This window comes from Oceanobacillus profundus (assembly GCF_003515705.1).
GTDB classification, from domain to species: domain Bacteria; phylum Bacillota; class Bacilli; order Bacillales; family Amphibacillaceae; genus Oceanobacillus; species Oceanobacillus profundus.
This window is the reverse complement of sequence record NZ_QWEH01000007.1, coordinates 107,409-122,838: the sequence shown is the minus strand read 5'-3', so window position 1 is coordinate 122,838 and position 15,430 is coordinate 107,409. Positions and strand designations below refer to the sequence as shown.

Annotated in this window: 13 protein-coding genes; all 13 read right to left on the bottom strand. The window is 35.5% G+C overall.

Features of this window, described 5'->3' with window-relative positions:
* Position 1: 1 nt before the first annotated feature.
* Positions 2-892 carry a hypothetical protein gene (locus D1B32_RS24085; protein ID WP_187393150.1) on the bottom strand — a complete coding sequence of 297 codons (891 nt, stop codon included), beginning with the start codon at positions 890-892 and terminating at the stop codon, positions 2-4.
* 62 nt (positions 893-954) lie between these two features.
* A complete protein-coding gene (locus D1B32_RS12200; protein ID WP_240033786.1) occupies positions 955-1,668 on the bottom strand; it encodes a hypothetical protein in 714 nt (237 codons plus the stop codon).
* 65 nt (positions 1,669-1,733) lie between these two features.
* A complete protein-coding gene (locus tag D1B32_RS12195; protein WP_118889551.1) occupies positions 1,734-4,580 on the bottom strand; it encodes a hypothetical protein in 2,847 nt (948 codons plus the stop codon).
* A complete protein-coding gene (locus D1B32_RS12190) occupies positions 4,574-5,173 on the bottom strand; it encodes a hypothetical protein (RefSeq protein ID WP_118889550.1) in 600 nt (199 codons plus the stop codon). The genes D1B32_RS12195 and D1B32_RS12190 overlap by 7 nt, the downstream gene beginning before the upstream one ends.
* 14 nt (positions 5,174-5,187) lie before the next feature.
* A complete protein-coding gene (locus D1B32_RS12185) occupies positions 5,188-6,219 on the bottom strand; it encodes a hypothetical protein (RefSeq protein WP_118889549.1) in 1,032 nt (343 codons plus the stop codon).
* Positions 6,200-6,682: a hypothetical protein gene (locus tag D1B32_RS23590; protein ID WP_147379906.1), complete on the bottom strand. Its 483-nt coding sequence runs from the start codon at positions 6,680-6,682 to the stop codon at positions 6,200-6,202. The genes D1B32_RS12185 and D1B32_RS23590 overlap by 20 nt, the downstream gene beginning before the upstream one ends.
* Complete coding sequence (locus D1B32_RS12175; RefSeq protein WP_118889547.1) at positions 6,682-7,788, bottom strand: Ig-like domain-containing protein; 1,107 nt, start codon at positions 7,786-7,788, stop codon at positions 6,682-6,684. Before D1B32_RS12175 ends, D1B32_RS23590 begins: the two co-directional genes overlap by 1 nt.
* 18 nt (positions 7,789-7,806) lie before the next feature.
* Complete coding sequence (locus D1B32_RS12170) at positions 7,807-8,721, bottom strand: Ig-like domain-containing domain (RefSeq protein WP_118889546.1); 915 nt, start codon at positions 8,719-8,721, stop codon at positions 7,807-7,809.
* A gap of 15 nt (positions 8,722-8,736) precedes the next feature.
* Positions 8,737-9,042, bottom strand: a complete 306-nt coding sequence (locus tag D1B32_RS12165) for a hypothetical protein (protein WP_118889545.1) — start codon at positions 9,040-9,042, stop codon at positions 8,737-8,739.
* Positions 9,043-9,053: 11 nt separating this feature from the next.
* The gene (locus D1B32_RS12160) at positions 9,054-9,563 is read right to left on the bottom strand and encodes a hypothetical protein (protein ID WP_118889544.1); all 510 of its coding nucleotides are present in this window, start codon (positions 9,561-9,563) and stop codon (positions 9,054-9,056) included.
* Positions 9,564-9,578: 15 nt separating this feature from the next.
* The gene (locus D1B32_RS12155; protein ID WP_118889543.1) at positions 9,579-11,333 is read right to left on the bottom strand and encodes a hypothetical protein; all 1,755 of its coding nucleotides are present in this window, start codon (positions 11,331-11,333) and stop codon (positions 9,579-9,581) included.
* 19 nt (positions 11,334-11,352) lie between these two features.
* Entirely contained in the window at positions 11,353-13,446 is a 2,094-nt protein-coding gene (locus tag D1B32_RS12150; protein ID WP_118889542.1) for a hypothetical protein, read from the bottom strand.
* Positions 13,447-13,479: 33 nt separating this feature from the next.
* The gene (locus D1B32_RS12145; protein WP_118889541.1) at positions 13,480-15,399 is read right to left on the bottom strand and encodes a hypothetical protein; all 1,920 of its coding nucleotides are present in this window, start codon (positions 15,397-15,399) and stop codon (positions 13,480-13,482) included.
* Positions 15,400-15,430: the final 31 nt, after the last annotated feature.

The following is a 15,430-nucleotide window of genomic DNA, read 5'->3' as shown; positions in this document are numbered from 1 at the left end:
ACTATCTCTCCTTGCTTTCCAGCTTTGCTATTGGATCTACATCGATTGCATAAAATTCATATACATTTTGAGTCATCAAATCGTCAACACTTAATACCATTCCTTCTGTAAAAGTTGTAACACCATAGATTGTTAGATTAGACCGACTACCAAATTCATTAGCCATTGTAATTGTTACATCAAAAAGAGGCATTTCATCCATTAGAGGGCGATAACCTAATTTCTTTAAGTCTTCTAGGCATTGATACACAACACTCTCGTCAAATACTGTAAAACTTAGAATTCCAGAAACTGTTCTCATCCCTCTTGTATAACCTCTCATTGTTACAGAACCTAAAGATCGAACTGGAACCTTTTCTCTGAAAATGGAGTAGGACACATTCGTCAATTCTCCAAAAATGACTGGTCCTTTTCCTGGGATATTAATAGATGCTACGATATCTGACCCTGCATAACTGTTATTAGTTTCTGGTTTATATAGCTTTTCATTAATTTTATTAGGGATAGTTTTATTTGCGACACGAATATCTGAGCCATTAACAGCATTTCTTGCTGCGCTTCTAGGTCTATCTGTGTTTACACCTCTATCTCTTAAATCGCTTCTGATTTGATTTACTTGCTGAGTGAGCCAAGCAGACTGTTCTTCGCTTAATTCAGTACTGTATTCCGCTAATGATCTTTGTAATGCGTAGTAAGTATTTTCTAAACCAACCATGCTTTTTATGATTTCAATAATATTAGATATCGCCCACTGCCACCCTCTTTCATCCATATCTGTTAAAGCTTTCATGACATTCTTTTCTAAATTTAAGCGAACAGTTCCTTGCTTTACATATAGTTCATAGTCACTGTTTCGAATCATCATTAAAAGGGCTTCTATAACTAGTCTCATTTAATCACTCCTTTAAAAAAAGAGACAGCTTACCAAGTAGGCTGTCTCTTTTCATTTTTTGATTATCTTAGCAAGTCACCTGATACTGGCCTAGCGCTAGCACGTCCTTCTTGACGTAAACTATCTTTCTTCTGAATTCCTTTGATTTTACGTGCCACAAAAGAATATGCTTTAGCAGTTACTACATCATCGATAGAGAATCCAGAGCCTTCATTTAGTAATTGGATGCCGTAAATTTCCATTCCAGATCGATTACCAAATTCGTTTGCCATGGTTACCGTAATGTTGAAAGGCATTAATTGGTCAGCGTATTCTGGGTCATAGAATCCAGTTAAATTATCTGGATTGAAATCACCAGATGGTCCATATCCAAGGTTTGTCATTTGGTCATCCCAAGTAGATATCCCATATGTGCTTTGACCATCAGCTGCTCTGGACCTTAATCCACTTAAAATCTGATTTTCTAGAGATCCTGCATTTGCTTGGAATGTTTGATATTGCATCATTGCAGGTGCTTTTCCAGAATAATCTTTTTTCATTTCCTCCATCAGTGCATCACGATCAAATGTTACAAACACTAATGAGCCACTAATTCCACGCTTCCCACGAGAATAAGATCTTGCGTCTGCTGAACCCATTGTGTAAATTGGTGCGACCTCACGACTTACAGAATAACTTAAAGCCTGCAACTCACCAATTACTCGACCATTAAAAGATGCGACAATATCTGCTCCTGAATAGGAAGAAAATGTACGAGAGTATTCTTCAGTTGTCATATTCAATTCTATTCACTCCTTAATTATTTCTATATTTTGTAGGAGGGGAGATCCCCTCCTAACTATTAAAGGCTTGTACGAAGTGCCACACTTGTGTGAATGCGTCTAGTTTCAAATTCAGGAACAATCTCTAAAGTTATGAAGGCATTGCCTAGAACTTTTTCATTTGGACTAGTGAAAATCGTAAACTTAAAGTCTTGCAATACACCATTCTCTTTAAGTCGATCTAAACCAGCTTGAATTTCAGTAGACATTGAATTCTGTTGAGCCAGACCATTTGGCATTCCAATGAACGGCTCTGCAACAGATCGAACAATTTGAGATGTAAAATGTGTAATATTCACGGTAGACAATCGAGTATAATCAGAGTTTGGCTGACCAGCAGTCACGCCGTCTTTCACTTTGATTTGTCTTGTGCCATTAGTAGCAATTCGCTCATCAAATGTAACGAATCTAGCACCAGCTAATAAATTGTGCTGTGATTCAGACAAGTGATAACGTAAACCATGAACGGAAATCTCTTTATTGGTTGTAGCAACTTCAGCTGGCAATACAGAGTTTAACCCTGCATAGATGCTTACACCGTTTGTAATGTAGTTTCCAAGCTTATCGTTCACTAATCCAACTTCTGGCCCAAATACGACGTTGATATAATGACCAATATCGATAAGATCTCCCTCATCATTTAAGATGTGTTCGTGTGTACTATCGTTATACAAGTAGTGATCATTCACTTTGGAGGATGCAAGCTCTTCGATATACTCTTGAATACTTAGTAAACTAGCATTACGAACTGGTTCTACACCAATAAATCCAATAGTTTCTCTCACTTTTGCAGTTGCTACTGCACAATGCTGTGCTAATTGAGTAGCAAAGTTTTTAAATTTGTCCTCAACAACAACGATTTGACCATTTGTTCCATATGTCTCTCTTCCAATTGGTGTATTGATATAAGCTTCAGCCATTACAATAGAGTCAACTGGATAGTTCTCAATCTTGTTATAGACACCTTGCTTCACTAAGCGGTATTCATCATAAGCAGTTGGATTTGGTTCAAAAACTCCACCTAGCACTTCATATAATTCCATCATGCTAGTCAAGCTATTTCGATCAAAGAAACCGTTAGAACCAACCCAAGGATAACGCTTTGGATCATCTACTTTTTTATCTAAATCTACAAATGTTTCATATTCACCTAATGCATCATTATATTTCTGACCAAGATACACCAAGCCATTTGTCGCTGCAATGCCTTGCATTGGTACTGTGCTTCCTTCAGGAACTACTAAACGTACAATGTTATTTCGAGAGTCATTATTAACAAAGTTTGCAAACTCTCCTATATTTGTAATGCCTTTCAAGTCCCTTGTTCGATATTCAATAAATTCATCTCGAACAGATTGACGTTTATTAACTGGCTTAATGAAATGAATAATCTTCTCTTTACCAGAAGGGTCTTCTGCAGTAATGTCGTGACGAATATCAATTGCAATACCTTCAATACTATCTGGGTTAGAAATGTCCTTCACTTTTGCATAATCTTCTCCTGCATAAGCTGCCTCAACAATGATTTTAGGATTAACTGAAGTTGTTTGATTTGTTGCGTAGGAAGCTTTCAATGTAACTCCTACAGGCACGGAACCAGCTTTAATTACAACTCTTGTATTGACAGATGAACCTTCTCCTGGAAAAATCATTGAGAAATCTCCATTTGGGTTTTCTGTGGATCTAGGTGTTAGCTCATATTTTTGTCCGGCTATTTCATAAAAAACACTAAAACCTTCTTGTTTAGGAAGATAGTCTAATGTATACGTAGCATCTTCACCTGGAACGACATATTCATTATTTGTTGGCAATGCAACTTCATCGTAATAGAAGTAATCTGCTACGACTTCAGCAGAGCTATTTAACTCTGGGTAAGTTCCGTTTGCAACCTCCACTTGATACGCTTCTGTAAAACGAATGCCGCCTTGCTCATATTCTAAAGCTGTATAGGCATCTGTAAGCGGGTTTGAAATGCTTGGATCTTCTTTACCAGGTCTCCATAACCATTGACCATTAGGACTCATTTGAGGAATACCAATTCCATTCACATAGACATTAATTGTATGCCCAGAAGCCACATCATCAGAGAAGAAGCTATGTTCACTTCCAAAATAGTTAGGCTTAGAAGGATCTTGTGTTAATCGTCCATCCTCATCAGAACGCAACACTTCGTAATACGTACGCTTATTGAAGTTAAATTGAACTTCAATTTTGTTTCCAGGTCGGAATACGTTTGGCTTAAAGAATACTGTTTCTTGGCCAGATGTAGCATCAACACTTAGAACAGCATTTTGAATAGCAACAGCTCCAGCAAATTCTTTTACTAACGTTCCATCTTCTCTTTTTTCACGGATATGTTGAATTGGAGAAGTTGATAGTCTTCCTGTGTCTCCAAACTCAATTCGCTTAGAGAAGGAAACGTTACCGCCACTAACTCCTAGAGTCTGTTCTAATGCCTTCTCAATATCATGGACAACTAATTCTGTTTTTGCCTGATTTCCACTAACACGCATTAATCGAACATCTTCATTTCCTGCAGCTAATACTTCATACATGGAACGAATTAATGTTCCTTCATGTGGGACTTTAACAGTTTGGGTTACTGGCGCTCCTGTATTTGGATCAGGTTGTCCTGTTTCTACTTCCTTTTTTTGAAGCATTCCACCGAAAAGTCTTTCGGCTGCCTTTGGACCTCCAATAGCTTGTACAGATACTGGTTCTCCTACTGGACCATCGATAGCAGTTCCCAAAATCAAGATTGATTTGGTATTTGCATTAATATTTTGCTGATCAGAGTAAAGATTTCCATTTTCATATTCTACTCTTACACCAGGCAGATTTTCATGTCTATCTAACGGGTTTACCATGTGTAGCCCTCCTTATTCTTTTTCAATTTATCTTGAATACCGGCTTTTACTGCCAGTTGATCAATTTGATTTAGATAATTAACTCGGTTAACATCAAATGTTACATCATAATAGACTTTTCTTTTTGAAAGAGATACGCCATGACTACTATCAGTCGTATCTTCTCCCTGCGCATTGAAAAGCATTTCACTTACACCATTTCCCATAAAGTGTGAACGATACATAAATAAGAAATCTTCAAAGTCAAACATCAACTCATCTGCTACATCATCGCTTTGAGCTATAAGTGTGAAACAAATACATACAAGCTGTTTCTGACCAAGAATTTCTTCATATTTATTTGGGTCAGTTGGATGATATAATGTTTGACGAGGCCTTGGTTTCACTTCTTTAAAAGCAGGATGAGGAGCACGATTTACAACGTGATACGTTATAATTGGATAATCACTTACATCTTCTTTTGTATAGTTGCGAGTGATTTTTCCTTTCCTTCCAGCAGCTTCCCAAAGCTTCTTTATAACATCTATAAAATCAAGAAAATTAGCTCCTCTATCGGATCTCATCCTGTCATCTTGATAAGCATCATTACTCAAATTCATCACCTCCATTAGCGGTAAATATTTAGCTTTGTATGTCCTGTCATTGTAGATGTTGTAAAAATAGGAACAAATTCTAATTCGATATTGATCTCACCTTGAATGTTGTTAGCAATAATAGTGTAATCACCTTGTCGTATACGATTTAAATCAATAAAATCTTGTAGTTTTTCTTCAATCAATGCTTGTATCCTATTTATTTGTATCTCGTTTTGAACTTCGCCAATTTCGTTATGAAATACATTACTTAATTCATTTATAAGATGTTGGCTAATTCTAAAGTTTGAAATACTTTTATGAACACTACCTGGTGTTTGTACTGCACATGTAGCATTTGAAATCACATTGCCATTTAAGATACTGCTACGAAACGCTACTATCCCTTGTTTCTGGAATTGCAATAATTCATTCTTTGTATATTCTGTGTGCAAGTAAATATCAAGCTGTTTGTTAACAGGAGACACTTCAGGATTAAGGGAAGTCACAAGTGCTGCATAAATCATTGCACCAACATATCCAGATGTCTGATTCAAAACTAAGCTAATATATTTTCCCATTTCTTGAATATCAATGGAGTTATCAAATGTAAATGAGCTGATAATAGAATTGATCTTGTCTAAGTCATCATGTGGCTCTATAGAGAAGAAACCATGCACCAACTCACCTTGATATTCCTTCTCACCTGCAAAGTCCAGATATTTTTGAATATCTTCTTCTGATTTCCCAAAATTGAAATTATCAAAGTAGATTAGATCAAAGGTATAAGACAGAAGGACTTGATAAGCTTTATCAAAACGATTTTCTTCAATGCGTAGAAATATCACTTCAATTGAATCATCTACTTGCAATGCATCTCTATATCGTTCAAGTAAAGGGCCATATTGATAAATACCTTCTGCAACCTTCATGTTATGAACTATTATTGGTTCATAATATGGTCCATCATGAGATTCCCCTACAATGACTATTCGTTTCCCGATAGATAATGAAGGGAGATTTTCAATAAATTCATAAGGTGTATATTCAATGGTAGGTGATGGCATTATTATCACTCTTCCTTGTTGGCTCGAAGCGAGAGTACACTTTATAAAACTCTATACGCCCGCCACTGCCACGCAATGGATCACCAACACTAATTATATTTTTTTCATTAACACTAACTGGAACTCCATTTCTCCAATCGACTTCTAATATCAAATCTCCATCTTTCGGATTTGCTTGTTGTTCCAAATAATAAACATATGCATTTGCAGCAACATAACCATGCTCATATTGCTTTCGAGCTCTCACTAGAGATTCAGGGACTGATGATATCTGTCTTCTTGTACGTATCTTTTCAATTGTAACTGTATAACCAGTTCCAAAGCATTTTGGACAATTATCATAAGATTGCCCTCCACTTCTTTCTGAATAGCAGTCACATCGAAACTTTTTATTTCGCCTGATATAAATAGCTTCGTGTCCATACTTCTTAAGAATTTCAGATATGTCTCTCCTTATATCCACTAAATATCCCTACTTCCTGGTACAGTGACAGAACCTTTACTTGTTGCTGTAATTGCATTTGCATATCCTCTTGCATTTCTGCCCATCAGTGCATCTGTCCAGAATTTCAATTCTTCTTGGTAGCTTCTTATTAATCGTTGAATCACAGACACTTCTAAAGGCTCCTCTTCTACAGAAGTTGAGCTATCAGATGTAGAGGATTTTTTACTAACGGTTAAATCACCAAGTGTAAAGCTGTCAACACCTTCTTGAATAATGGACACATCATCATTATCTAAATAATCCTGACTATTCGCATAAACCATTTTTATAACTAATTGATTTAGCAACTGAATAGATGCTTGATATGCGGTAAACTTTCCTGCAGGAAAATATGTAGATTCATCTGTTTCTATTAATTCAAATTCAGTCTCATTTGGATCAGCTGCCATTCTAAGAAGCTGATGCGCTTTCTGGGCAGCATTACGAAGAGCTTGATATACTTCTTCGATCTCAAAGTAAAAAAACACATTCTTTAGTATAGATTTTACTTCTAAAGGCGTCGCATAAATTGGACTATACTCTGATGTAAAATGGATACCATACGTTCCATCAATTGGGCTTTGAGACTGTTCTGAGACTAACTCATCCGTTATGATTACTTGATACGTATGATTCATATTTAGAGGTTCTTCTAACCTTATTATTAACTTCTTACCATCTACTTCTAAGGTTGATGGAGTTTGAAAATCAGAAGGCATTACATGCTTCAATTTATCCCCATACGAAACACTATCCGAATTATCTACTATTTCTTCAGTTACAGCTTCTTGTATCTGAAATGTTTCTACTTTATGATAAACTTGATTATTGATAGAAACTTGATAAGTAATATAGTATTTTCCCTTTTCTAAAGATGAGGATAATGCATAAGAATAGCTGTGTATCAGCCTATCTTCTGATGTATTTAGTGTAACACTATCAACAGCTACAACACCATCTCCGTTTTGCCTTTCAATCCTTGCTATGACAGGTTGATCCATATCTATGGCATTACCAGATGCATCTTTAGTTAGTATTTCAAGTAAAATCGTGGAATCGCTATTTAATACTCCTAAATCCTTCATCGAAATTTCACCTGCTTTCTAATTCCTTTCAGCCAACACATAAACCGCTTCACTTGATACGCTATCAGGATCTATTTCTTGATTAAAAGTAAGCACAATTTCATTATTGTTCAATGTAAGATTTGTTCCTTTATGTTTTGGTTTGCTGCGAATCAGGTGAAATGAAGCTTTCTTCTGTTCCCCTAATTCATTTATAAAGTGCTGCTGCAATACATTGATAGGTGTCTCGTTACTTATGACTCTTGCGCTCGTTTCTAATAAGATATGAGGAGGTGGATTGATCTCTTTGACGATTCGGTTATTCGTCTGTGGCAGCCCGCTATAATAATATTGAATTGCTTTTGTATAATGACTCTTTTTTCCCTCTGCATTCACAGAACGTGCTCGCATATAATACAAGCCTTTTTCATAATTAATATAGGGGCTTACTTCTGTTTCATATATCTTCACTTCACTTGCTGGCCAGACTAAATTTTGAAATGTATTGGTTCGTGATACTTCAACTTCATAGTAAGCAGCGCCAGGTGAAGGAGTCCATTTAAACGATACATCTCCACTTATCTCAACCAAGTCAGTAGGGGATGTAATTGTTGGCGGCTGAATGGTTGTAGCTACACTTGTATAAAATTCGCTCTGATATGATTCAGCCATCACTCGACCCGTAATATCTTTAATCCCTTCTCTTCCACCAATCAATTGAATCTGATAGTGTGTGTTTTGAGATAGGTGTTTACGTGGGCGAATAATCAACCTTCGATTTGAATATTCAAATGCAATATCTTCGCTTCGCTCTTCAGTTAGGTTAAATAAGATTACTTTATCAGCTGTTAATGAACCTTTATGAATATCTATAAAGAAGAAAATATCTATTTGCTGGTCAGTAGCTACTTTTTCTTGCAAATGATGGGGTACACTTTTACTTACAAAATTCATAACATCCCCTCCAATCTAGTAGTGTTTGTAAGAAACAGTTATTACAGATGCTTCTTGCGGAATTTGTTTTTCTGAAAAAGTAATGCGTTTCTCTTGTATATTTAATGTGTAATCAACATTTTTAGTCATCAACATGCCATCCTTAAAGACTTGTAAGCTGTCTGATAGCGGCTGATGTAATAAAACAAATACACGATTTATACCATTCTGATCTCCATAAGGTTTCTCTTGGTCAGAAAACCGTGAACCAGAAAAGTCTGTCATTACACCTGTTTTCCTTCTAAATTGAGGAAATCCAGGATAAGGTCTAACTAAAGCCATAAGATCCCTCCTTATTTAAACATTGCCGCAAAGTCATAAATTGTAGGCCTTGTTGTGCCTTCATATTTACAATCAATCCGCAGCTGTATATATTTTGTTGCTGGCATATATATAGGAGTATCTACATCTACTTTAATCCAATTATTTCCCTCACCTGTTCGGTAGTAAAAATCTACAAAGCTCTTATCTTCTGGATTGTCAACATACTCTGCATATAAATACATTTCATTCGTAGATTCTGGCAACTCCATAACTGGTGTAATCCATTGGTCTTGGTTAATGGAAAATGTTAATGTATTTAAATTTGCTGTACTTGATTGATGCCTGTATTTCGTATTAACAAAAGGCTCAGCAAAATAGAAGTTATAGGGAGATACGAGCATTAAAATGTCGTATCTCTCCTTCGTTGCATTTACTTTTACAGATTCTGCTATATTACGTTGCATATTATTTAAATGGAAATCATGTAAAATTTGTCCATCTAAAAAGCTAATTCGCTCCATGTGTTTGGGTGCTTCCATTTGATAACCCCCTAATTAAAATGTGACAGACCATGTAATTCGCATACCAGTATTCTCATCCTTTGTTACAGGTCCAATACCGGATATGTTAAACATCTTACTGTTTGTACTGTCTTTTTCGTCAAACATGGCTACTTGATAAATATTGTGTGCTTTTTTGCTGTACTTGAAAGTCACTGCGATAATATCTCCACTTGCAACATTATCTACATCAATACGAGTTCCATCTGGGTGTACAGTAAATGTCTCATCTACACCATTACGTGTAACAGATTCAATAAGGAAGTTTCCTTCACCATCTTTATTTACTACATCACTTAAGATAAATGTTGTTTCTCCAAGAGATGTGAATGAATCTGTCTTTTCTAAAGTAACTGGTCCCGGCACCCCTTTAGGGAAGTCAGCAGTAAATTTAACGACTGTACCAGAGTTCACTTTATATTCGATGGTTAATTGTCCTGGAGTATGAACAGGAACTCCATTACTTGGATCTGAGCTAAATTGAAGGACACCAGCATTTGCATTCATCATCCATACATCACCAGAACCAATCCGCATACCTCTATCTTGAATTTGGTATGCAGTTACTGTATTTGTAGCTGCATCTTCATGAACTACACTTACAAGCTCAACAATTGGTGCCATCGCTAACTGGTAATTTAGATGCAAGTTATTAGATTGAAGTTTGAAATGCACTTCAAACGTGTCACCCTCTGCAACTTCACCTCTAAGAACAATTACTTGATTACCATTAAGGACAATATCTTCATCAACAATTAAATCTGTTTGAATCGTTTCTCCTTGATTGTTAGGATCTTCTACTGTTTTTGTAGCTGAGATAATTTCTAGAATTTTTTTGTTTCCCGTTTGTACTTCTAATTCAACGTCCGCTCCTGCTTGTTCAGCTGTATGGGTAAATACGAGATCCTCTTGTTCAATACGCTTTGTTGGAAGAACTTCTAATTCTGGCTTTCCTTGCTCTACAACTGCAGGATAAAGAATAGGCATACGAGCATTTTCAAATTCATTATCCATACGAGTTAAAGCTTTATCTGTTTGAGAAAATGAAACTGGCTGATTTTCAGGATGACCTTCTGGCTTTCCGCCTAGTCCCATAAAGCTAAGACCATAATGCTTCGTTATATCATAAGTTACTTGCGCTTTTGATACGACTTCTTGGAAGTAAACTTCTCCTGTCTTATAGTTAACTGCATATACCTTATCGGCATGATTAGGAGTCAGGCCCCGTTTCCATTCCTGCCCATCGACAAGAACCTTTTCAGTACCCCGAATAATAGATACTTGTTCATCTACATATTCATAAAACTTAACTTGGATAGGGCTTTTAGGAGCTTCTTTAAACTCTAAGATACCTTCTTGTGCATCTAGTAAGAAAACTTCTTCATCAACAGTAAGAATTTCTTCTCCTACTTTTACTTCTAATATTTCTGTAATGCTCTTCAAATCAAGTATGTTAAATAGGGTCTCAGTGTTTGTAGATAATACATCTTGAGAAACGGTTCGTTTTTGATTTTCTTTGGTACTTAATTCAAGTACGAACATTCCATTTTCATTAGCTGTAACTGGTGTGTCACCTACGTCTTGTTGACGTAGACGACTAGTTTTAGCTGGATTTGACATCATATTTGCTACAATTTCATTAGAGCTAGTTACGACAAGATTCTTTTTCTCTTTTGTGAAAAATACGCCACTTTCATCATAAAGCTCTAATTTTACATGTCCTTTTGGATTCATAGAAGTTGTATCCATTTTATCACCTCATTAATTTTTATAGGCCGCCCTTAAACGGTTCACCATTTTCATTTGTTAATGTAATTGTCCAAGTAACACGAAGACCGGTTGCAGTATCCTTTCTAGCTTCACCTACACGAACAAGTGAAAATGCTTTTACAGGGTACCCTGGGAATCCTTTAATTTGATCGTCCATACGTGGACCATCAAATAATCCCATTTCACGAACTGTTATACTGCTGTTTGGAACATCTTCTGCAAACTCTGCAACAAACTGAATACTACCTTTATCTAAAGCGTACCAAGGATACTGATTAACTTCTTTTGGCTTCAACACAACTTGTCGGGTGTAATTTGTTGGAACACCTGGTTTTTCATCTGAATAGTAGAATAGCTCCAAATCTCTGATTTGTTCACCAACATCATCTTTCTGAGCAATAAGGATTGTTTTATTTGTATTGTCAGTTGTGTCAATTACAAATACCCCATCGTTAACAAAGGCATTTGTGTCTCCACCTTTTGTCAATTCCTTAAAATTCTGATCAAACAAGATCACTTCTTTATTTTCATCAATTTTGTATTCCGCTGTAAAGGCAAGAACTTGTTTTTTAAAGATGTAATCAACTTTAATCTCACTGCCCTCATCTGGTGCTGTATTGAAAGTAACTGTTCCATTACTTATGTTCAATCTATATTGTCCTGCAGATGTGCCTGCTGGAACCTCTGCACCGTTAAGAAGAACTTTTGAAACCTCTGTTACATCTCCATGAACTAAATTAAATACTTTATTTGAACCATCTACATCTCCAATTGGAGTTTCATCAGTGATAGTAACAAATGCATCTTTTGCATCCAAGTTAGTTGCTTTTTTATGCTCCATAATTTGACCAGTTGTCTCAAAGGAAACCATTAATCCTGTCATGGCACGGTTAAAGTAAATCAAACCATGATAATAATCAACGTAATACTTACCTTCTATTACTTGGTCAAGCTGCTCAACTTCTTCCAATTCAATTTCATTATAAGTAACTTTAATTGTTTCTTTTTTAGCAGGAGCATGTTCAAGCTTAATAGTATATGGAGCAACTGAAGTTGTGTTATAAGCTGTCGGTGTATGGAATTTATTTGTGTGATTTTCAAATTCATGAATTAATCCATTCATGTCTTTTGAAAAAGCATCAAATTTAATTCCAGCAATTTGGAGATTACCTACACTTAGCTCATCATTTAAACCTGTAAACTCTAAATCGACTTCTGTTTCTGTTTGATGGTCCTGAACATTAAATCTTTTAGATTTTTTCAATACCTCTTCATCTTGCAATTCACTATTGTAAGTATCAATTGTATCAACAAGGACACCATCGATATGAACACCAAGCTTACCGCCTTTATTATGTTCATTATATTCCACAACAAAGTTGCTGATTTTTTCTTTAAATGAAAGCAGGCTGTTTACTTCACTAGCTTGCTTAACACCATCTCCAGAAAAACCTTCGTACTGCAATCGATCATCGTTCAAATTTATAGCATAATTTTCTCCATCGCCTAGTCCAATAAAGAGATTAGAGAATGTGCTGTATATTTCAGCAGTCAATGGAGCAGTGTTTGTATTTTGCTCTGAATGAATAGAGAAAGCTTTTAAATTAGGCTCTGTTGACACTTCTTCTTTCACATAAAGAGTATTTGGATAATACGCATACTCAATTTCAAAGTCATCATCATTTACAACTTTCCATAACTCGTTAGGATGATGCGTAATAATGTTCTTTTCATTTTCAACGGAAAGTATTTCATTTAATGGAGCATGATAAGTGTGGCTTATCCCATTTTTTGGTACTCGGTTTTTATATAGAATTCGAGCTGGATCACCACTAAATGCTCGAAGTAGTATTTCTTCTGATCCATCAACAACTAGGTTCTTCTGGTCTGCTAAGACACCAACCACTTCACCCTCACTATTAATAGCTTCTATTTGAATGTGGCCTTCTGGCTTCATATGAAACTCATCATGCAGTCCGTCTGGCTTTTCATTAACTTTCTTTTTGTATGCATGAAGTTTTGCATACAATTGCTTTTTCCCTTCACCTTCAGGCATTACTGCAATTAGTTTCTCTAAAGATTTTAAATTCACGCTAAAACACCTCGCATAGTATAATTGTTATTCTTATCTCCCTTGAAGTGTGCTTCTACCCAACACAAATTCACCAATTGGAGAATTTCCTGTGACACTATCAGTAGTGTAATGCACTTCATCTATGTCTTTCATTAAGTAGATATCTGAAGGCATTGAATGAACGACAACTTCATTATTGTCTTTTCTAACATTAATGTGAGTATCCATGAGATAAGGCAAATAAACATTTAGATAGTTCATTTGAGTACTTGCATTTAATCTATCTCTATTTCCATGGATTTCATTTCTACTATCTACCTTCAAGTGGTCACTAAACCAAATTCTTTCAAATAGATTAGCTATCTTACTTTCTTTGATTTGTTTACTTTTAACATCATCCTGATAATAAATAGATTTCCGATCATTTTGAATGTTTTTATCAATCAGTTGCTGAGATAAATATTGATCTAAAACTCTCATGATGACTTTTTGCTGATAAGGTTGACTTTCAGATGTAGACACTATCTGTATCAAATCGCCTAGATTACTTTGAAACTGATAAGAAAGACTTTTTCGCTTTTGAGTGTCAACCTTGTGGAGGTTTTCAAATACGTCTGGTGTTTTCTTTTCACTTATTGTCAATCTACTTGTAGAATCAACTAGACTTGTCTTTGAGCTAATTGAAGTAATGTACTCAATCAATTCAACAGGAGCATATTCTATCCATAAGGATAATTTGTGTTCTCTTGCAGGAGTTATGATATGTTCAAGAAAGTCGATTGTTAAGTCTTGAATTGGTTTATCAAAATCATGTATTAAAAGTTCTATAATATCTCTCACCATTGACTCCTTAACAATGTGATTATGATGAATATATTCAATCTCTGTTGGAGTTTCTGTAACTCTAGACAAGTTCTTATCCTTTAAGTCACTCTCTAATAATACCGATTGTTGATCTAACACTAATAATGGCAAATAAATTTCTTCCAACATTGTTTTAAATAGATTGTAATAAGTTTCATTTTGCTTATATACAATCTCCTCGTAGACAATTGGTTCTGAGATTAATTGTACTGTATCATTCACTAAAGACACAAAGTGATCATCTATATTCGTACGGTAAAGAGCATTGATTAGGCTACCCTTAACGTCTAACTCATAAGCTGTTTGCAATAATAAGTGAATTTCCTCGTCATTTCTCAAAATAGCTTCATAGGTTGCATTCTTTACAATATTATCTAATTTCTCCTCTAAGAAGGATTCTAAAAGAAGATATATAAAGTCAGTCTGTTTTTCTTCAAACCTATCCATAACATTATATGAACGAAGAAGTTCGACAAATGATTGAACAGAACTTACTAAGTTTTCATTAAAATCCCTTTTCATTACAGAACTTAATAAAGCACTTGCAGATTTGATGGAGGTACTGAGTTCTTCATCATCAGAGAATTGACTTTGAATTTCTGGTGCCTCCTCTAACATAATACTTTGCATCATGTCTGCTGCCATCGTATCAATAACATACTCTAAGTCTTCATCGTTTGCTGTCAGTAAAACTTCTAATATATCATGAAGTAATTCATATAAAACCGTGTCATTTTTATCATCTTTCACATTAGAATAAACCCAATCACTTCGCAGCTTTTTATCCGACACACCACGAATGCGATAGTGATTAATCTTATCTATTCCTGCTATTGCCTCTTCTTTCTGTTCTAGCCAATAAGATTCTCTTACACCAGCAACAGCCATTGAAAGCTTTGCTCGTACACGATAGCGACTACCATAACCACTATCCATTCCTAAATCAACTTTTACTTGATTTAAAGTTTCAACTGTATTTCTCTCAAAATCTAAAACTTTTATACGGATATTATCATTTGGATGATAATCAGGTAAAGAAATTGTTCGGTATAGTCGATCAATATGCTTTTCATTTGCCACTGGTTTGAGTGAGATATTATCTTCCATACATCTCACCCCCTTACTTTTGTTTTATGTG

What these genes read in the sequence shown, in the direction of transcription:
- D1B32_RS12165 (WP_118889545.1), bottom strand. Translation starts at nt 9,042, where the DNA reads ATGGCTTTAGTTAGACCTTATCCTGGATTTCCTCAATTTAGAAGGAAA.
- D1B32_RS12175 (WP_118889547.1), bottom strand. Translation starts at nt 7,788, where the DNA reads ATGAAGGATTTAGGAGTATTAAATAGCGATTCCACGATTTTACTTGAA.
- D1B32_RS12200 (WP_240033786.1), bottom strand. Translation starts at nt 1,668, where the DNA reads ATGACAACTGAAGAATACTCTCGTACATTTTCTTCCTATTCAGGAGCA.
- D1B32_RS24085 (WP_187393150.1), bottom strand. Translation starts at nt 892, where the DNA reads ATGAGACTAGTTATAGAAGCCCTTTTAATGATGATTCGAAACAGTGAC.
- D1B32_RS12195 (WP_118889551.1), bottom strand. Translation starts at nt 4,580, where the DNA reads ATGGTAAACCCGTTAGATAGACATGAAAATCTGCCTGGTGTAAGAGTA.
- D1B32_RS12185 (WP_118889549.1), bottom strand. Translation starts at nt 6,219, where the DNA reads ATGCCATCACCTACCATTGAATATACACCTTATGAATTTATTGAAAAT.
- D1B32_RS12145 (WP_118889541.1), bottom strand. Translation starts at nt 15,399, where the DNA reads ATGGAAGATAATATCTCACTCAAACCAGTGGCAAATGAAAAGCATATT.
- D1B32_RS12155 (WP_118889543.1), bottom strand. Translation starts at nt 11,333, where the DNA reads ATGGATACAACTTCTATGAATCCAAAAGGACATGTAAAATTAGAGCTT.
- D1B32_RS12170 (WP_118889546.1), bottom strand. Translation starts at nt 8,721, where the DNA reads ATGAATTTTGTAAGTAAAAGTGTACCCCATCATTTGCAAGAAAAAGTA.
- D1B32_RS12160 (WP_118889544.1), bottom strand. Translation starts at nt 9,563, where the DNA reads ATGGAAGCACCCAAACACATGGAGCGAATTAGCTTTTTAGATGGACAA.